24 protein-coding genes are annotated in these 15,639 nt (G+C 48.0%); 11 read left to right on the top strand and 13 right to left on the bottom strand.

Annotation, left to right across the window (positions count from 1 at the left end; translation table 11 throughout):
• Positions 1-10: 10 nt before the first annotated feature.
• The 5 genes from MKX80_RS12600 to nikA are packed head-to-tail and all read right to left on the bottom strand — an operon-like array spanning position 11 to position 4,931.
• Positions 11-796, bottom strand: a complete 786-nt coding sequence (locus tag MKX80_RS12600; protein ID WP_182070427.1) for a dipeptide/oligopeptide/nickel ABC transporter ATP-binding protein — start codon at positions 794-796, stop codon at positions 11-13.
• On the bottom strand, positions 796-1,635 hold the full coding sequence (locus tag MKX80_RS12595) for an ABC transporter ATP-binding protein (protein ID WP_182070428.1): 840 nt from the start codon (positions 1,633-1,635) through the stop codon (positions 796-798). Before MKX80_RS12595 ends, MKX80_RS12600 begins: the two co-directional genes overlap by 1 nt.
• 1 nt (position 1,636) lies before the next feature.
• On the bottom strand, positions 1,637-2,467 hold the full coding sequence (gene nikC / locus MKX80_RS12590) for a nickel transporter permease (RefSeq protein ID WP_154995320.1): 831 nt from the start codon (positions 2,465-2,467) through the stop codon (positions 1,637-1,639).
• Positions 2,464-3,405 carry a nickel ABC transporter permease gene (nikB, locus tag MKX80_RS12585; RefSeq protein ID WP_268300255.1) on the bottom strand — a complete coding sequence of 314 codons (942 nt, stop codon included), beginning with the start codon at positions 3,403-3,405 and terminating at the stop codon, positions 2,464-2,466. The genes nikC and nikB overlap by 4 nt, the downstream gene beginning before the upstream one ends.
• Entirely contained in the window at positions 3,402-4,931 is a 1,530-nt protein-coding gene (gene nikA / locus MKX80_RS12580) for a nickel ABC transporter substrate-binding protein (RefSeq protein ID WP_154995322.1), read from the bottom strand. Before nikA ends, nikB begins: the two co-directional genes overlap by 4 nt.
• Positions 4,932-5,200: 269 nt before the next feature.
• Here nikA and MKX80_RS12575 point away from each other — a divergent pair, with 269 nt between their 5' ends.
• Positions 5,201-5,413, top strand: coding sequence for a hypothetical protein (locus tag MKX80_RS12575; RefSeq protein WP_023855949.1), 213 nt, complete (start codon positions 5,201-5,203; stop codon positions 5,411-5,413).
• A 147-nt stretch (positions 5,414-5,560) separates the two neighbouring features.
• Here the strand turns inward: MKX80_RS12575 and MKX80_RS12570 are convergent, their stop codons facing one another.
• A complete protein-coding gene (locus tag MKX80_RS12570; protein WP_339226889.1) occupies positions 5,561-6,175 on the bottom strand; it encodes an alpha/beta fold hydrolase in 615 nt (204 codons plus the stop codon).
• A 374-nt stretch (positions 6,176-6,549) separates the two neighbouring features.
• On the opposite strand from MKX80_RS12570, the gene MKX80_RS12565 reads away from it, so the two are divergent.
• Genes MKX80_RS12565 through MKX80_RS12555 form a run of 3 tightly spaced genes read left to right on the top strand, consistent with a single transcriptional unit; the run spans position 6,550 to position 8,076 of the window.
• Entirely contained in the window at positions 6,550-6,810 is a 261-nt protein-coding gene (locus tag MKX80_RS12565; RefSeq protein ID WP_268343245.1) for a hypothetical protein, read from the top strand.
• Complete coding sequence (locus MKX80_RS12560) at positions 6,734-7,108, top strand: antibiotic biosynthesis monooxygenase (protein ID WP_268343246.1); 375 nt, start codon at positions 6,734-6,736, stop codon at positions 7,106-7,108. The genes MKX80_RS12565 and MKX80_RS12560 overlap by 77 nt, the downstream gene beginning before the upstream one ends.
• Positions 7,105-8,076 carry a bifunctional GNAT family N-acetyltransferase/GrpB family protein gene (locus MKX80_RS12555; protein ID WP_268343247.1) on the top strand — a complete coding sequence of 324 codons (972 nt, stop codon included), beginning with the start codon at positions 7,105-7,107 and terminating at the stop codon, positions 8,074-8,076. The genes MKX80_RS12560 and MKX80_RS12555 overlap by 4 nt, the downstream gene beginning before the upstream one ends.
• Before the next feature lie 14 nt (positions 8,077-8,090).
• On the opposite strand, the gene MKX80_RS12550 is transcribed toward MKX80_RS12555, so the two are convergent.
• Entirely contained in the window at positions 8,091-8,288 is a 198-nt protein-coding gene (locus tag MKX80_RS12550) for a CDGSH iron-sulfur domain-containing protein (RefSeq protein WP_154994212.1), read from the bottom strand.
• Positions 8,289-8,396: 108 nt separating this feature from the next.
• Between MKX80_RS12550 and MKX80_RS12545 the strand changes: the two genes are divergently transcribed.
• Together MKX80_RS12545 and MKX80_RS12540 are read left to right on the top strand one after the other, a co-directional pair.
• On the top strand, positions 8,397-8,720 hold the full coding sequence (locus tag MKX80_RS12545) for an iron-sulfur cluster biosynthesis family protein (protein WP_020452052.1): 324 nt from the start codon (positions 8,397-8,399) through the stop codon (positions 8,718-8,720).
• 13 nt (positions 8,721-8,733) lie between these two features.
• Entirely contained in the window at positions 8,734-8,973 is a 240-nt protein-coding gene (locus MKX80_RS12540; RefSeq protein ID WP_003183211.1) for a YqkC family protein, read from the top strand.
• 23 nt (positions 8,974-8,996) lie between these two features.
• Here the strand turns inward: MKX80_RS12540 and MKX80_RS12535 are convergent, their stop codons facing one another.
• The gene (locus MKX80_RS12535; RefSeq protein ID WP_154994214.1) at positions 8,997-9,926 is read right to left on the bottom strand and encodes an alpha/beta hydrolase; all 930 of its coding nucleotides are present in this window, start codon (positions 9,924-9,926) and stop codon (positions 8,997-8,999) included.
• Positions 9,927-10,068: 142 nt separating this feature from the next.
• Here MKX80_RS12535 and MKX80_RS12530 point away from each other — a divergent pair, with 142 nt between their 5' ends.
• Positions 10,069-10,302, top strand: a complete 234-nt coding sequence (locus MKX80_RS12530) for a YqkE family protein (RefSeq protein ID WP_154994215.1) — start codon at positions 10,069-10,071, stop codon at positions 10,300-10,302.
• 41 nt (positions 10,303-10,343) lie between these two features.
• Here MKX80_RS12530 and MKX80_RS12525 read toward each other — a convergent pair whose 3' ends face one another.
• The 4 genes from MKX80_RS12525 to mciZ all read right to left on the bottom strand — a co-directional run bounded on the left by MKX80_RS12525 (position 10,344) and on the right by mciZ (position 12,526).
• Positions 10,344-11,264: an aldo/keto reductase gene (locus MKX80_RS12525; protein ID WP_154994218.1), complete on the bottom strand. Its 921-nt coding sequence runs from the start codon at positions 11,262-11,264 to the stop codon at positions 10,344-10,346.
• Between the two features lie 73 nt (positions 11,265-11,337).
• Positions 11,338-11,688 (bottom strand): DoxX family protein, encoded by a 351-nt coding sequence (locus tag MKX80_RS12520; protein WP_244958276.1) that lies wholly within the window; start codon positions 11,686-11,688, stop codon positions 11,338-11,340.
• Between the two features lie 2 nt (positions 11,689-11,690).
• Positions 11,691-12,296 carry a TetR/AcrR family transcriptional regulator gene (locus MKX80_RS12515; protein ID WP_268343227.1) on the bottom strand — a complete coding sequence of 202 codons (606 nt, stop codon included), beginning with the start codon at positions 12,294-12,296 and terminating at the stop codon, positions 11,691-11,693.
• 86 nt (positions 12,297-12,382) lie between these two features.
• The gene (gene mciZ, locus MKX80_RS12510) at positions 12,383-12,526 is read right to left on the bottom strand and encodes a Z-ring formation inhibitor MciZ (protein ID WP_082247245.1); all 144 of its coding nucleotides are present in this window, start codon (positions 12,524-12,526) and stop codon (positions 12,383-12,385) included.
• A gap of 76 nt (positions 12,527-12,602) precedes the next feature.
• Here mciZ and MKX80_RS12505 point away from each other — a divergent pair, with 76 nt between their 5' ends.
• The 4 genes from MKX80_RS12505 (at position 12,603) to MKX80_RS12490 (ending at position 15,137) form a co-directional block, all read left to right on the top strand.
• Positions 12,603-13,160, top strand: a complete 558-nt coding sequence (locus MKX80_RS12505; protein ID WP_094777439.1) for an NUDIX hydrolase — start codon at positions 12,603-12,605, stop codon at positions 13,158-13,160.
• Entirely contained in the window at positions 13,157-14,320 is a 1,164-nt protein-coding gene (locus tag MKX80_RS12500) for a TIGR00375 family protein (protein WP_154994221.1), read from the top strand. The genes MKX80_RS12505 and MKX80_RS12500 overlap by 4 nt, the downstream gene beginning before the upstream one ends.
• Before the next feature lie 21 nt (positions 14,321-14,341).
• On the top strand, positions 14,342-14,794 hold the full coding sequence (locus MKX80_RS12495; RefSeq protein ID WP_182070434.1) for a GNAT family N-acetyltransferase: 453 nt from the start codon (positions 14,342-14,344) through the stop codon (positions 14,792-14,794).
• A gap of 64 nt (positions 14,795-14,858) precedes the next feature.
• Entirely contained in the window at positions 14,859-15,137 is a 279-nt protein-coding gene (locus MKX80_RS12490; protein ID WP_154994225.1) for a hypothetical protein, read from the top strand.
• Here MKX80_RS12490 and MKX80_RS12485 read toward each other — a convergent pair.
• Positions 15,066-15,626: a GNAT family N-acetyltransferase gene (locus MKX80_RS12485; RefSeq protein ID WP_154994227.1), complete on the bottom strand. Its 561-nt coding sequence runs from the start codon at positions 15,624-15,626 to the stop codon at positions 15,066-15,068. The genes MKX80_RS12490 and MKX80_RS12485 overlap by 72 nt on opposite strands.
• Between the last annotated feature and the right edge of the window lie 13 nt (positions 15,627-15,639).

The raw sequence follows: 15,639 nt of genomic DNA, 5'->3' as shown, positions 1-15,639 counted from the left end.
AAGACCCCCCTTAAGATTCAAACACCTGAAGCAGCTTTTTGGCATATGGGTGCCTTTCGGCAGAAAAAAGCTCTTCTTTTTCAAATTGATCGGCAATCTGCCCGTCTTTCATGACCATGATGCGATGGCTCATGAAGTGGACAGCGGCCAGATCGTGGGAAATAAACAAATAGGAAAGGCCCATATCATCCTGCAAATCTTTGAGGAGGTCCAGGATCTTCGCCTGACTGGTGACATCCAGGCTTGCCGTAGGCTCATCAAAGATGATTAAAGACGGATGAGTGCTGATGGCTCTGGCGATCAAGGCCCGCTGGCGCTGCCCGCCGCTTAATTCGTGCGGATAGCGGTCAAGGAGGCGCGAGGGAAGACCGACCATTGAGAACAGACGCTCAGCCGTCAGACGGCGGCTGCCTCCGCAATCCCTTAAAAATGACGGCATGTCTTGTTTAGAAACATCAAGCGGCTCCATAACTGAATCGATAATATTGAGCTTTGGATTGAATGATGCGGCAGTGTTTTGGAAAACAGCCTGCAGCTTTCGGCGCAGTCTTCGGGTCTCTTTTTTGTTTATGCCGGTAAGCGGATGTTGATGAAGCCTAATCTCTCCGTGATCGATTTTTTCGAGCAGCAGAAGGCAGCGTGCGAGGGTGCTTTTCCCGCTGCCGCTCTCGCCGGCGAGCCCGAGGCATTCGCCTTTTCGAATGGAGAATGATACATTGTCAACCGCTTTGTGGCCGCAAGCGTAATGTTTTGTCAGATTGCTGACAAAAAGAACGGTCTCTGCTGAATGGGTCATCACGCACCTCCTGTTCCCGCCAGCGCCGTTTTCTTTGTTTCAGGCGCGGCTGTCAGCCTCAGCGGCGGATTTTTCAGCGGCGGGATGGCCGCGAATAAACACCTCGTATATTCATGTGCCGGCTGTCTGATTAAATCAGCGGTTAAGCCGCTTTCAACGATTTTTCCGTTTTGCATGACGGCGGTATGATCGGCGTATCTTTTGACAAGCCGCAGGTCATGAGTGATAAAAAGGATGGCGCAGTTTGTTTTGGCGCGCATCACGGCGAGCTGTTGTAAGACGTCCGCGGCCGTGATGCTGTCTAAAGCCGTCGTCGGTTCGTCTGCGATGAGAAGCTTCGGGCGGAGCACCATCGCTTGAGCGATCGCGGCCCTTTGCAGCTGCCCTCCGCTCAATTGAAACGGGTAGCTTTCATATACTCTGTTTTCCGGCAGAGAAACCTCCCGAAAAGCGCGGAGAATCGCTTCTCTTCGCTTATTCTTAGACCAATCCGTATGCGTTTTGACCATTTCGTCAATTTGTCTGCCGATCCGTATAAAAGGGGTGAATGCTCCGTGACAGTCCTGAAAAATACAGGCGATATCCTTTCCGCGCATGCGTCGGAGTGCTTTGCGGGCGGCTTGAAGCATCTGTTGGCCTTCAAATATCACGTCTCCGCCGGTCACCGTTAGTCCGTCCGGAAGCAGCCCGGCTATGGCCGAGGCGGTCAGGCTCTTTCCGCTGCCGCTTTCCCCGAGCAGCGCTAACCATTCCCCTTCATGGATCGAAAAGGAGGCATTTTTGACAATGGTGTGTTGTCGGGAGCTGATTGATAAGTCCTCAATGGATAACATCGGCATGCTAAGAAACTCCTTTCTTGTGTTTAACGTCAAACCTGTCCCTTAAACGATCACCGTACAGGTTGGACAACAGGACGATGAACATGATCGCAAGACCGGGAATCACCATAAGCTGAGGCGCATGCAAAAAGTAATGTTTTCCGTCGTTCAGCATGGCGCCCCATTCCGGGTATGGAGGCTGAGCACCCAGTCCGATATAGGACAGGGCAGCAATCATTAACACCGTTTTTCCGATATCGAGTGTCGCAAGTACGGAAACGTTGCCGAGAACATGGGGCAGCAAGTGCTTTTTTAAAATCGCCCCGGAGCCTAAGCCCGTAAGCTCGGCCAAGGCGATGTAATCTTTTTGTTTTTCCGAAAAAACCGTGCTGCGGACCAGCCTTGCATAGCCGACCCATTTGACAGCGACGACGGCCAATATTAAGTTCATCAGCCCCGGGCCAAGCAAACCGCTTAAAACAATCGCGACAATATAGTCCGGAAACGCCATAACCGCGTCAACAATTCTCATGATCATCCGGTCCAGCCATCCGCCGAAAAAGCCGGAGACAAGCCCGACGGGAACACCAATGAAAACGGAGATCAGAATCGCGGCCAAGGCGGTGCCGACCGTCGCTTTCGCACCGGCGATCATCCGGGAAAATATATCTCTGCCTAAATGGTCGGTCCCGAGCCAATGCTGCATGCTGATCGGCTGAAGACGGTTGGCCATATCTGTGCGGAGCGGATCGAACGGCAAAAAGAAGGGGACGGTGAACAGCGCCGCGGAAAACAGCAACACAAACCATAGTCCTGTTTTGGATCGAAATATATGTTTAACGTTTTTTCTCATCGGCGTCCAGCCTCCTTTAAGCGAATTTCCGGATTGAGGTACCGATAAGAGAGGTCGACTAAAAGATTGATCAGGACAACCGCGATCCCCATGAAAAGAATGTACCCCTGAATGATCGGATAATCACGCTGAACGATGGCATCAACGACAAGCTTGCCGACGCCGGGATATGCAAACAGGACTTCAATAATCACCGTGCCGCCGAGCAGGCTGCCGAGGCTGACCCCGAATATCGTGATGACAGGGACAAGACAGTGGCGAAACGCGTGAAAGAAGAAAATTCTCGCCTCGCTGATGCCGCGTGCCCTGGCTGATCTGATGAAATCCTGACCAAGGCTTTCGATCAGGCTTGACCGTACAAGACGGACATAAACGCCCGACATCGCAATCCCAAGCGTGAGAGAGGGAAGAATCAAATGTTTAAACGTTCCGGCTCCCATCGACGGCAGCCAATTCAGCCTGACGGAAAAGAGATCGATCAGTATCAATCCGAGCCAAAAGCTCGGGAGCGCGGCTCCCACTAAAGCGAGCAAGCGGCCGAGATGATCGATCCACTGATCCCGGTATAAAGCGGAAAGCGTTCCGACCGGCACGGCAATCAGCAGCATGACGAGAAGCGATGCGCCGGTCAGAAGCAATGTCGCCGGGAATTTCCGGCTGAGCTCGTCGATGACGGGTTCGTGTGTTGTATAGGATTTTCCCAAATCAAATTGGAAAAAGCGCTTGAACCAGTTCCAATATTGAATATAAACCGGTTTGTCCAAACCGAGTTCCTCTCTGAATGCCTCGATCTGCTCGTCCGTTACCGCAACATCATCTACGCGAAGCATCTGTTTCACCGGATCACCGGGAGCCGCTTTCATAAACACAAAGCTGATAAATGAAAGCAGGAATAAGAACAGAACCAGTTCAAACAGCCGCTTGGCGATCTGCTTCATTTCGTTTTCACATCCAAATCTTTCGTCAGCATATAATACTCACTTTTGCTCGTTTCCCAATTTAATACACCGTCTCGGTATGCTGTGATGTTTTCGGGAGTGACAATAAAAGAGTTCAATGTCTCCTTCTCGATCAATTCAGCTGCTTTTTTGGCAAGTCGGTTCCGCTTCTCTTCGTCGATCGTGCGGTTGAATTCCTCAATCCATTTGATCAGTGTTTGATTTTCGATGCCGCTGTAGTTTAAAGCGCCATTCGGCATATAGGCGGTGTTCAGCAAATAGCCGGCATCACCTCTGGGCGCGGTCATCGAGCTGTATGTCGCCAAATCCCAATCATCGTTCTTCGCCAAATACTCATCAATATTTTCGACTTGCTGAATCTTAATCGAAATGCCCAATTCCTTCGCATTTGATTCAAGAATTTGTGCGATTAAAGGCAATTCCGGACGAGACTGATAGGTTAGCAGTGTAAAAGATAAGGCTTTTCCGTCCTTTACGGCTTTGCCATTTTCAAGCTCGTAGCCGGCTTTTTTCAGCTCAGCTTTTGCCGCTTGAAGTCCGCTCGGCTTTTGAACCGTATCGGCGGAAAATGGGAAATCCGCTAAGAAGGGACCGTCTGCCGGCTGAGCATGTCCGTTCAAAATACTTTCAGCGATTTCTTTGCGGTCCAGTAATGCGTCGAAGGCGCGGCGCAGGTGACGGTCAGCGAGATGATCCTTCTTTGTATTGTAAAGAATCTGGTGAACGCGTAAGCTCGGCACCGAATCAACGGTAATCGACGAATCTTTTTGAATTTGGTCAATATCCTCCACGCTCGGTCTGTAAATGATGTCGGCATCTTTTGATTGGAGAGCCATAACGCGGGCGTTTGCGTCTTCATTAAACGAGAATGTGACGTGCTTCAGCTTCGGTTTGCCGTCCCAATAATCGTCATACCGTTCTAACTCTATTTTATGGCCGGCCTCAAAAGAGGAAACTTGAAAAGGTCCCGTTCCGACGGGCTGCTGAGAAATGTTTGCTGCGCTGACGTCAATGATCGATGTGTTTGGATGAACCAATTCTGAAGGGAATTCGGGAAACGGCTCCTTCGTTGTAATCGTCAATGTTTGGCCTGTAGCTTTTATTTCTTTGATTTTTAAGGCGTTCTTCATGGCTTTGCTCTCGCGTATCGTCCGTTCTAAAGACGCTTTTACCGCTTTGGCATCCGCTTTTTTGCCATTTTGAAACGTCAGATTGTCTTTAAGGGTGAAGACCCATGTTTGTCCGTCTTTACTCTCCCAATCCTTGGCGAGCCAAGGTTCGATGGAAAGGTCAGCGCTGATTTTGACGAGCGTTTCACTGATGCCGGCGCGGACAGCCGTATAATTGACATCAAGATTCGGGTCAAGGGTTTGACTTGGAATATTGAAAAGAAAGGTGAGTTTCTTCTCATCACCTTTCGCTGAGTCAGTGCCTCCGGCGGAGCAGGAAGCGAGAATGAAGAGAAAAACAATCGGTATGATCATGCGTTTTGCTATGTAAGCCATCGGTTATACCTCCAAGTAGTAATGATTTCGATTTACTTTCATTATCATAGGGGATATTCCCTTTGTTGTAAACGGGAATGTTTGCTCGTGTTTGACGAAAGTGCGGGGACGAATTTTTCGGAGCCCGGTCAGCTTTTCCATATAAAATAGGTCTGCAAAAAAGAAAGCCCGAATAATTTGAAACAAGGGAGTTAATGGAACGATTTACAGGGGGAAAAAATATGCTGTTAATGAGATGTTCAAACAGCAAGTGAAAGGAGCCAAAAGTGATGATGATTACAGTAAAAATACGCCATACCGCTGAAACCGAAGGCACAGACATAGGTGACTTCACTCCTGCTGAACTCGAAAGCATCGTCCAGACGATCAGAAAATACGGAGCTTGGCTTTCACCTGATGCCGACGCAGATGATTATAAATTTACATTCCAGGATGCTAAATACAATCTCGAACAAAGAGTCTTTGAAATCATTGTGGAGTAATAACATATTGAGGGGGTTGACGGACACTGAATGAACGGTCGGAAAAGGCGTTTATTTAGAGTCCTTTTTATTTTTGCCGGGCGGGAAGACAGTCTCGATAAATGAGGAGCCTTGAAGAGGTATAGCCCTTCAAGGTTCCTTCACTTTTTACTTTCCGCTGGCGGTCAGCCCGGCTTTAATCAAGGCATTCACTTTGCTGCTGAACAAAAGGCCGACATGGCTTACGCCTGAGATTTGCACATTGTTTGCACCATCAAGTTTGGAAAGGCTGTTTAAGACGATATAGTCGCTTGTGCTGTAAACCGAAGTGTATGAGATTTTGTCATTCTGAGGCGCCGTGTTTGTAACGAGACGATTAGCGCCCCCAAGGGTAACGACATGTCCGACTTTATCTGCGCCATCCAGATTTTTAATATAATAGAGCGTATTGGCCCTGCCCATGCTGTGGGCGACAATATCGACTTTTGATGCTCCTGTTTGATTCAGCACACGTTTGATGAATTCGGATAATCTCGGCGCATTGATTCTATTATTTCCTGTTTTATCGATAAAGTTGATGGCGTAAAGCTCACTGCTTGTCCAGCCTTGAGATTGTAAATACGATTTAATGCCGATGAAGTTATAATCGGCTCCGCCGATGCCGTGGACCATAACGACCGGATTGTGGGAAGCGGCGGAAGCTGTTGAAGGCCGGAACGAAAAAACGGATACAATAGACAGCATGCAAATCAATAGAATTGATAAAAATGAATGACGACGCATTGTTTCTCCTCCTAAAAAAGTAATAAGTTCACAACAACGACAATTCTATAAAACGAACATATGAAAACGAAGTGTAAATTTATCTATTTTTCACACTCGAAAAAAGAGCAGTATATGAAACGGTTTTTTGCCGCTGGGCGTGCCGGTTTCCTATGGGGCAAGGAGAGTGAAGCTTTTCTGGGAGATGGCAAATCGATTTGTACTGTTGAATTAGAACTAAGAATTTACTCCCATTAATCTACTGACGTATTAAAATGGTAAATTGGGAGCGGGAAACGGTATAATAAGGAAGTATATCCATTGCTTAGTTGCAGAACATTTGTGCCGATGGTCAGGTACAATGTTGAAAGGAGAGGTTAGATTTTGATGAAAACATGGGCATTGAAAAAAATGTGCCTGTGCTCTCATGTGCAGCGTTTTTCCGACTGCAAAGCGGTCCGCTGCATATCAACAAAGTGTTGATTGCTTATAAGCGGAAAATGGGATTTTCGATTAAAAAAAGAGACGTTTCAAATGATGACAGACCGGATCAGGATCAAGTCCTGTTGACAAAGGGGGATGAATATGATTTCAAAAACGCCGGAGCCGCCGTATTACGCGGTGATTTTCACATCGGTCAGAACGAACGGGGATAATGACTACAACGAGACGGCTGCGAACATGCTAAAGCTTGCCGCAGCACAGCCCGGCTTTTTAGGAGCAGAAAGCGCAAGGGACATAAACGGAAAGGGAATAACAGTTTCCTATTGGGAAAGCCTTGAAGCGATTGAAAAATGGAAGTTTCACAGCGAACACCGACAGGCGAAGGAAAAAGGCCGAACAGAATGGTATTCTGACTTTGCTGTGCGGGTTGCAAAAGTTGAAGACGCCAGGATTTCGGAGCGGCCTGGACGGCTCCCGTCAGATGGCACCAGCGGGGAGAAAATGCAATGATTCAATTGTTAAATCAAAAAGACCCGCACACGGCCCGCTGCATTGTAAATGTTCAAAGGCCGGCTTATGAAAGAGAAGCAGAGATCATTCAATTTCAGGGCATTCCGCAGCTGAATGAAACGGCTTTTGATGTAACGGCTTCCTGTGAAACTTTCATCGGCTGGTTTGAGGGGGAAGAATTAGCCGGAATCGCTTCCTTTATACATAAAGCCGAAAAGCTGACGATCTGCAGGCTGGCCGTTCATCCGGTTCATTTTCGAAAAGGGATTGCAATGGCACTGCTTCGTTATATGTTGATAGAGAAGGAAGCCGAATCGTTTGAAGTGACGACGGGAGCGGGGAATGAGCCGGCAAAAGCGCTGTATCAGAAATTGGGATTTTCCGAGATTGAGCAGTATGAACCTGAAAAAGGAATTGTTCTTTCAAGGCTTACGCTGCATGCGCCGAGAAAGGTCAAAGTCGTCTCCTATCAAAAGGAGTGGAAGGGCGAATTTTTCAAAGAAAAAAAGCAGCTAGAAGCGCTTTTCCAGAATGAAGTCTTGCATATTCACCACATCGGAAGCACGTCAATTCCGGGGATGAGCGCCAAGCCTATCATTGACATCCTGATCGAAGTGAAAGATCTCGGCTCCGCTGCCGGCTTCGAAAAGGGGATGAAAATGCTCGGCTATGAATCGAAGGGGGAAAACGGAATTCCGGGGAGAAGGTTCTTTCAAAAAGGGGGACGGAACCGTACACACCATGTCCATCTGTATGAAAGCGGGCACCCCGATATCAGACGGCATCTCGCGTTTCGGGATTATTTAATTTCCCATCCGGAGCGGGCCGAAGAATATGCTACTCTGAAGATGAAGCTGGCGGAGATGTTTCCGCTTGACATGGCGGGCTATGTTGAAGGCAAAAACGGCTGGATAAAAGAGGCTGAGCGCTTGGCTGAACAATGGGAAAAGGCAGGGGAGGACAGGTAAAGCCCCCTCCTGCTTCAGGCTCTGACACAAGAGTCAAACGTTCCTTTATGGCTTCCGTCACAGTAAGGCATTTTTAGCGATTTTCCGCATCTGCAGAGCGAAAAAGCGGGTTTTTCAGGAAACGGGTTTCCTTCCATGTCGATCAGTTCGACGTCTCCCGATACCCGGAAACCGCCGTTGTCCATCACTTTAATCTGCACTTTTTTGGGCATCATTCCACCTCCGAATCCCTTCATATTTATGCCTGACAGCCGGAAACGATGCGCTTTTTCCCGACCCGTGGTACAATGTCCGTAAACGAAATAAAGAAGGATGATATCATGCAGCTTGAAATCACTGCTCAGGCAAAACAAGCCATTCAACGGGCAACAGAGCCTTACCCTGATAAAAAGATCCAGCTCCGCTATGATTCCGAGGGCTGCGGATGCGCGGTCAGCGGCGTACCGGTCCTGTGGCTGACGGACGAATTATCGGGAAGTTGCGAGCCCCTTGAGACAAACGGGCTTCCGATTTATATTCAGTCATCGCAAAAAGTCTTTTTTGATGAAGCGATGACCATCGACTATTATGAGAAAGCGGGTGCGTTGATGCTGAAGAGTCCGGCACAGGTGCTTTCTCCCAGAATGAGTATTTTAGTGAAATAGGGTGGCGTTCGATTTGAATCAAAAGGTAAAATCTTTAAAGCAAACCGCTCAAAATAAAACATGGGCGTCCTTTTTACATCAAAATCATCCGTATACACTCCTTCATTGGTCAATCGGAGGGACAGAGTCCGTCAAAAAGGATGTCTGGCTTCTTCAGGATGAAATGACTTTTGAAACAAAGGAATTTGATACAATTGAGACGGCCATCTCCTGGATCGGCGATCATATGAGCGACATTACGGATATTCTGTAGCATCAAAAGAAGGCGGACGAGACTTATGCTCGTTCGCCTTCTTTGTGCCGGTTTGTGATCTCTTGAAGAAAGTCCCGCACCGTGTTTTTGTAGCTGTTTCTGTTTTGGGTGTAGCTCATCGCATGCGCTCCTTTTTCAGCGATATAAAGCCTTTTCTTCCCCGGTTTTTTCTCGTAAAGCATTTCGCTCGATTCAGCCGGGATATAGTCGTCGTGTTTGCTGTGAATGAACAGCACCGGTTTTTTGATCTTCCTGACGACGGATAAAGGGGAGACATCACGAATGCGGTAGCCGTCCCGCCATCTCAAAAAGAGGCTGGCAAGCGGCAAAATGAAAGCTCCTGGAAGATGAAAATCTTCTTTCAGCCGGTAAATGAGCTGATCCTCAAATGTGGCAAACGGACAGTCGGCCACATAAAAATCAGCATCGGCATCATCCATTCCCGCGTAAAGAAGCGTCGTGACAGCGCCCATCGATTCGCCGTGAATCCCGATCAGCGCGTGTTCGCCGTGTTTTTCCCTCAGCCAATTGACAACCGTTTTCAAATCGTTTTTCTCATAATATCCGTAACTCGTCGTTTTTCCGCCGCTTGTGCCGTGCCTTCGGTGGTCATATATGACGGCGTTCCAGCCGAGATCCAGAAACAGATTCATATATTTGATCGAATTTAGCAGATTCATCGTCACCCCGTGGCAGATAACCACGGTGTTTTTCGTTTTGTGCGGGTGGACGTAATACCCTTTAATATTGTAGCCGTAAGAAGAAGAGAGGGTGATTTCTTCTTTCGGGAGAGCGGCAAAAGCCTTCTCATCATAGTGGCCGTCGGCCGTTTCCCGCTCAATAATGTATTGGTCGGTCCGTTTTTTAATGTACATGATTTGATTCGTAAAATAGATTCCGAGCGCAGCAATAAACAGCAAAACCGCTCCGATAGCAGCCAGCCAAATCAACATCTGTTGTAATCTTCCTTTCTTAAATGCTTCTCTCTTTATCATACCACACAACGATTGACATTTGCCGAGAGGGGCGGCTTGCCTGAACTTTTAGGTTCCTGATAAACTATCATCACAAACAGGGAGAAACGGAGGACAGGATATGGGAAAGAAAAAGCAAGAGCCAAATGCCCGGCAGCTGCTGAAAGATGCACTCGCCGACGACTTGAAACATAAACTTCAACAAATGAAGAGCGAATTGAAAGAGGAGGACGAAAAAAGAAAAGAGCGTGAGAAAGAGCGTCTCATCAAGGAAAGACAGGAAAGGGAAAAAAATAAAAGCTTTGAAGAACTCCTCAACGAAAGCGGACTTGACGACTGGAGGAAGTATAAGTAAGAAAGCACCGTCTGCCCAAGAGACGGTGCTTTCTTATTGCTTTATTCGCGATGTGCAGTGTACACGCCACGTTTTGTATAAAAGCGGAGCGCTTTGATTTCCTGTTCTGTCAGACCGCGTCCGCCGACAGATTCAACGTTTTCCCGAAGCTGGGAGATTTTGCTCGCTCCGGGGATGACCGCGCCGACAGCCGGCTGGGCGAGAATATACTTCATGGCGGTTTCGGTCGCGGATAAATCAGGCGCTGTTTTTTCAATGTCCGTCTTTGTTTTGACGAGTTCATCATAAGAATATGCTAAATAGCCGTTTTCCTTGATTGCTGCGTTTGCATCTGACAGGGGTTTTTCTGTCAGTATCCCTTTTGCCAAAGGTCCTCTTGCAATCACGCTGATTCCATGTTCTTCAAGGAGTGAAAGCCATTCCTCAGGCCGTCTGTCCAACAAGCTGTATTGCATCATGACTGTGACGATGTTTGATTTTTTGACGTATTCCTTAATGACGTTTGGCCGAATCGAAGAAATGCCGTAATGGCGGATGATGCCTTCCTGTTTTAATTCTTCAAAGGCTTCGATTGTTTCGTCGATATTGTCTTCAATCGTTCCGCCGTGCAGCTGATAAAGATCGATGTAGTCGGTCTGCAGCCGCTTTAAGCTGCGCTTGACGGCTTCTTTTATGTACGCTTTCCGGGGATCCCAGAACCAGCCCGGTTTTCCTTCCTCCCAGCGGTTTCCCGCTTTTGTCGCGAGAATCACATCTTGGCGCCTTGATTTGATCGCTTCACCGACAATTTCTTCGTTGCGTCCAAAATCGTACAGGTCGGCAGTATCCAAATAATTGATGCCAAGCTCCAAAGCTTCATCCAAAATTGACAGTGCGTGCTTTTTGTCTGTTCCGAGAGACATGCAGCCGAGGCCGACTTCACTCACCTGTAAATCGGAATGTCCGAGCGTCCTTTTTTTCATAAGCTTCACTCCTTTTTTTCTTACTTTGAACGTAATACAAAGGAGCGAAGTTTTCAACCCATCGGCATCGGGATCAGAAGTACAGCTCGAAGATGATAATACTTAGGGCGCAAATCAAACAAACCGCGGCAGGGATGGCCGTAAAAAAAGGCTGCCGCGCCCGGAATAGGTGGGCATGAATGGCGCCTGTCATAAGCAGGGAGAACAACAGCCCCGAGCCGACAGCCAGATGCACATTCCAAATTCCGCCGATCATGCCAAGCGCTCCGGCGATTTCGAGAAATCCTGTAACTGAAAGAAACCACAGCGGGTATTCATAATGGCGCCAATGTTCCACTTGAAAAGGAACATGCAGCACCTTGATTACGCCTCCGATCAGCATAAATGCTGCCAGCCCTGCTTTTATGAAAATAAATGCCACCATGTTTACTCCGTTTCTGGATGCTGCGGATTAACGAGCATTCCGTGGATTAAAAGATCCGTGATTTGTTTCGCGAGACTTGAAGGGTCCTTTGATCCGTCAAGCAAATAGATATCGGCAAGGTGCTCAATCATGCCTGTCAGGCATTCAGCAACTGTTTTCATTTCCAGGCCGGACCGGAAGTAGCCAAGCTCCTGCTCTGCTTTCAAGTTCTCTTTCAAGGCCAGTGTTAAATCTTTTTTCATTTCGCATGCTTCCGGGCTGAGAAAAAAACCGATGCGGGTCAAATCCGGCTCTTCTGCCAAAAATCGAAATACAGCCTCTACAGCGGCCGTTACCCGTTTTGATACGTGTTTTTTCTCGATTCCTTTTTCTAAACGAAACGATTCGATCAGATTTTTTAAGTTCGCGTGAAAGCCATTGATCAGCTCGCTATAGATGGCGTCTTTGCTTGGAAAGTATAAGTAGAAAGACGGCTGAGTCAGCCCCGCTCTTTTGACAATCGTACTTACTTTCGTCTCATGGAATCCCCGGTTTGCAAATTCGTTTGCAGCGACTGCGAGCAGCCGCTTCCGGCTTTCTTTGCCTTTGCGGCCTTTTTCATTTCCCACATCGATCCGCCTCCAAATAATAATACTCATGAGTAACATTACTCATGAGTATTATTTCATGCAGTCCTTCTTGATGTCAATGAAAATCAAGCTTTCGGCAGGCGATTTTCTTTTTCAGAAAGCCAGTCTTTCACATAGTGATACATTCGTCCGTATTCCTTCAGCTTGGCGCGGATTTCCCATGCTTTCCCCGACATGACGATGCGGTTATTCAGCCGGTAGACCTTCATGGCGCGTCCCCCTTCCATGGTGTATGATAAAATGTATGGGATCAAAAGCCAGAGCAGAACTTAGGAGATGATCAAACTGAAGCATTTAGAGGAGAAAACCATATCAAAAGAAAAACTTTTTTCAGGCAAGGTGATCGATCTTTATCTTGAAGACGTCGAACTGCCGAACGGTAAAACGGGAAAGCGCGAAATCGTGAAGCATCCGGGCGCTGTAGCGGTGCTTGCTTTAACTGATGAAGAAAACATCATCTTAGTTAAGCAGTACAGAAAAGCGCTTGAACGGACGATCGTTGAAATACCGGCGGGCAAGCTTGAAAAAGGGGAGAAACCTGAATATACCGCGCTGCGGGAGCTTGAGGAAGAGACGGGATACACGGCTGCGAAGCTGGAGAAAATCACCGCTTTTTACACATCGCCGGGCTTCGCGGACGAATTGGTGCATCTGTATCTAGCTGAAGAGCTGACACCGCTTGAAGAAAAACGCGAACTTGATGAAGACGAATTTGTAGAAGTAATGGAGGTGCCGCTTACAGGCGCGCTGAAACTGATGGAAACTCAGGACATCTATGATGCGAAAACGGCTTATGCCGTACAGTATCTAGAGCTGAAAAAGGCCCTGCAAGCAAAAAAATGAAAGAAATATTCGCAGACATGCATATCCATATCGGGCGGACGGAATCAGGCCGCCCCGTTAAGATAACGGCTGCCAGAACGCTTACGCTCGACGACATTTTGATTGAAGCAAGCGAACATAAAGGAATGGAACTGATCGGCATTATAGATTGTCATTCACCCGAGGTGCTGGCCGAAATTGAAAAAGGAGTGTCTTCAGGCCGTTATACAGAGCTTGAAGACGGCGGAATCAAGTATAAAGATACCGTGCTTCTGTGCGGGTCTGAATTGGAAATCAATGATGACAGATGCCGCGGCCCGATTCATGTGCTGGCCTTTATGCCGACGATCTCCGCAATGAAGCAGTTTTCCGGCTGGCTCTCAGAAAGGGTGACGAATATCCATCTGAGCTCCCAGCGCATCTATGAGACGGGCATCGGTCTTCAGAAGAAAGTGAAAGAGCTCGGCGGCTTGTTCATTCCTGCGCACATTTTCACACCGCATAAGAGCCTGTATGGAAAAGGAGTCAAATTTTCGCTGCAAGAAGTGTTTGACCCGAAGATGATTGATGCAGTTGAACTCGGGCTGAGCAGCGACACTGATATGGCTTCACACGTATCCGAACTGAATCCTTTTGCATTTTTGACCAATTCGGACGCCCATTCACTTGGGAAAATCGGCAGGGAGTATAATAAGCTGCACATCAAACATGCCAGCTTTCAAGAGTTTTCGCTTGCTTTAAAAGGACAAGAGGGGCGTTGCATTGCCGCGAATTACGGGATGAATCCGCAGTTGGGCAAATATTTTCAAACCGCTTGTGAAACATGCGGCCGTCTGCAGGAGGCAGATGAAACGGTGTGTAAAGCGTGCGGAAGCCGAAAGTTTACAAAAGGCGTCAGCACGCGTCTAATGGAGCTTTACGATCAGGATGAAAGCCCGGTCAAGCGCCCGCCGTACGTTCACCAGGTTCCATTGCAGCTGATCCCCGGCATCGGCCCGAAAACGATTCAGAAGCTGAAAGAGGCTTTCGGCACTGAGATGAATATACTTCACCGGGTAAAAGAAGGCGAACTAAAAGAAACCATTCGTCCGCAGACGGCAGAGCTCGTGATCAAAGCAAGGAACGGGGATTTAGAGCTGAAAGCCGGAGGCGGCGGAACCTATGGAAAAGTGCAGAGCTAAAGGGGGCTTTAGAGAAAAGGGATGGAGTGGAAACTAAAATCGTATGAGGAATTGTCGAAGGAAGAGCTGTATCGCATCATCAAGCTCAGAATAGACGTCTTTATCGTTGAACAAAACTGCCCGTATCACGAGCTTGATCACTTAGATGAGCGGGCACACCATTTATTTCTGAGCCAAGAAGGAGAGATCGCTGCGTATTGCAGGCTGTTCCCGAGCGGCACGGCATACGCGGAGGCATCAATCGGCCGGGTGATCGTCCGCAAAGAAGACAGGGGAAAGGGATATGCGCAGACGCTTCTTGATAAAGCGCTCCGCTTTTTGGAAGGCGAGTGGGGAGAGACAAAGGTCAAGATCAGCGCCCAGAATCATTTGCGTTCCTTTTACGGCTCCTTCGGATTTAAAGCAATATCAGACGTCTATATGGAGGACGGCATTCCGCATGTGGATATGATCAGAACGGTAGAAACCGTATGACTTGCGTTCAGAACCCCGCCTTTCTATAATAGTAAGGTAAAAATTTGACAGGAGAGTGGGGAACATGGCCAAAAGCAAGGCAAGGAAAAAGCGCGAGCACATGTTGAGAAACGCAGGCAGAGATGCCGCCTTATCAAGAGGCAAGGCGCCTGACTTCAGCACGCACGTCAGAAAAACGAAAAGCAGGCGGGAAGAGCTTGCAAAGCTGCATATGAAACATAAACGAAAGAACCCTTATGATTTGCTACATGAAGATCATAAGGGTTCTTTTTTAGAAGATCCGCGAATAAATGCATGTGTCCCGATGTTCGCTCAAATCATTCGAAAGGTCATCGCTCTGTAAAACGGCTTCTAGCTGAAAACCGAGGCGCTCCGCCATTTTTCTGCTGTTCGTGTTCAAGCTGTCACAGCATATCTCAAGCCGCTTAGCTCTGACGTGTCTTCTCGCGAAATCAATCAGTCCGTTAAGCGCTTCTGTCATGTACCCTTGTCCGGAAAATTCGGAACTGCGCCAATAGCCGATTTCAAACCGTTTCGCTTTCCAGTTCATGCGGTGAAGACCGGTGCTGCCGACGAATTTCCCCGTTTCTTTATGGAAAATATGCATCCGCAAATCGTTGCGCAAAATAAAATCGGCCTGTGCCTGCCTGACGTTGATTTCTACATGTTCTTCCTCGGGCATTTCCCTTGCAAACGGCATCCACGGCTTTAGCTCAGGCAACGATTTTCGAATGGCGTCATGGACGGCCTCGCCGTCGCCTGCCCTTGGAGCTCTGACAAAAAGGCGCGGGGTTTCAAAACTGTCCGGAAAATCGAGCAGTATCGGATTCATACAGGTACCCTCC

The organism is Bacillus sp. FSL K6-0972, assembly GCF_037976035.1.
GTDB lineage: Bacteria > Bacillota > Bacilli > Bacillales > Bacillaceae > Bacillus > Bacillus haynesii.
This window is presented reverse-complemented; position numbering and strand designations above follow the sequence as displayed.

Coding starts and splice junctions, on each gene's coding strand:
- MKX80_RS12545 (WP_020452052.1), top strand. CDS start 8,397: ATGCAGCTTGAAATCACTGCTCAGGCAAAACAAGCCATTCAACGGGCA.
- nikA (WP_154995322.1), bottom strand. CDS start 4,931: ATGGCTTACATAGCAAAACGCATGATCATACCGATTGTTTTTCTCTTC.
- MKX80_RS12550 (WP_154994212.1), bottom strand. CDS start 8,288: ATGCCCAAAAAAGTGCAGATTAAAGTGATGGACAACGGCGGTTTCCGG.
- MKX80_RS12570 (WP_339226889.1), bottom strand. CDS start 6,175: ATGCGTCGTCATTCATTTTTATCAATTCTATTGATTTGCATGCTGTCT.
- nikC (WP_154995320.1), bottom strand. CDS start 2,467: ATGAGAAAAAACGTTAAACATATATTTCGATCCAAAACAGGACTATGG.
- MKX80_RS12500 (WP_154994221.1), top strand. CDS start 13,157: ATGAAAGAAATATTCGCAGACATGCATATCCATATCGGGCGGACGGAA.
- MKX80_RS12595 (WP_182070428.1), bottom strand. CDS start 1,635: ATGCCGATGTTATCCATTGAGGACTTATCAATCAGCTCCCGACAACAC.
- MKX80_RS12495 (WP_182070434.1), top strand. CDS start 14,342: ATGGAGTGGAAACTAAAATCGTATGAGGAATTGTCGAAGGAAGAGCTG.
- MKX80_RS12525 (WP_154994218.1), bottom strand. CDS start 11,264: ATGAAAAAAAGGACGCTCGGACATTCCGATTTACAGGTGAGTGAAGTC.
- MKX80_RS12490 (WP_154994225.1), top strand. CDS start 14,859: ATGGCCAAAAGCAAGGCAAGGAAAAAGCGCGAGCACATGTTGAGAAAC.
- nikB (WP_268300255.1), bottom strand. CDS start 3,405: ATGAAGCAGATCGCCAAGCGGCTGTTTGAACTGGTTCTGTTCTTATTC.
- MKX80_RS12600 (WP_182070427.1), bottom strand. CDS start 796: ATGACCCATTCAGCAGAGACCGTTCTTTTTGTCAGCAATCTGACAAAA.
- MKX80_RS12530 (WP_154994215.1), top strand. CDS start 10,069: ATGGGAAAGAAAAAGCAAGAGCCAAATGCCCGGCAGCTGCTGAAAGAT.
- MKX80_RS12565 (WP_268343245.1), top strand. CDS start 6,550: ATGGGCATTGAAAAAAATGTGCCTGTGCTCTCATGTGCAGCGTTTTTC.
- MKX80_RS12535 (WP_154994214.1), bottom strand. CDS start 9,926: ATGTTGATTTGGCTGGCTGCTATCGGAGCGGTTTTGCTGTTTATTGCT.
- MKX80_RS12485 (WP_154994227.1), bottom strand. CDS start 15,626: ATGAATCCGATACTGCTCGATTTTCCGGACAGTTTTGAAACCCCGCGC.
- MKX80_RS12520 (WP_244958276.1), bottom strand. CDS start 11,688: ATGGTGGCATTTATTTTCATAAAAGCAGGGCTGGCAGCATTTATGCTG.
- MKX80_RS12560 (WP_268343246.1), top strand. CDS start 6,734: ATGAATATGATTTCAAAAACGCCGGAGCCGCCGTATTACGCGGTGATT.
- MKX80_RS12555 (WP_268343247.1), top strand. CDS start 7,105: ATGATTCAATTGTTAAATCAAAAAGACCCGCACACGGCCCGCTGCATT.
- MKX80_RS12575 (WP_023855949.1), top strand. CDS start 5,201: ATGATGATTACAGTAAAAATACGCCATACCGCTGAAACCGAAGGCACA.
- mciZ (WP_082247245.1), bottom strand. CDS start 12,526: ATGAAGGTCTACCGGCTGAATAACCGCATCGTCATGTCGGGGAAAGCA.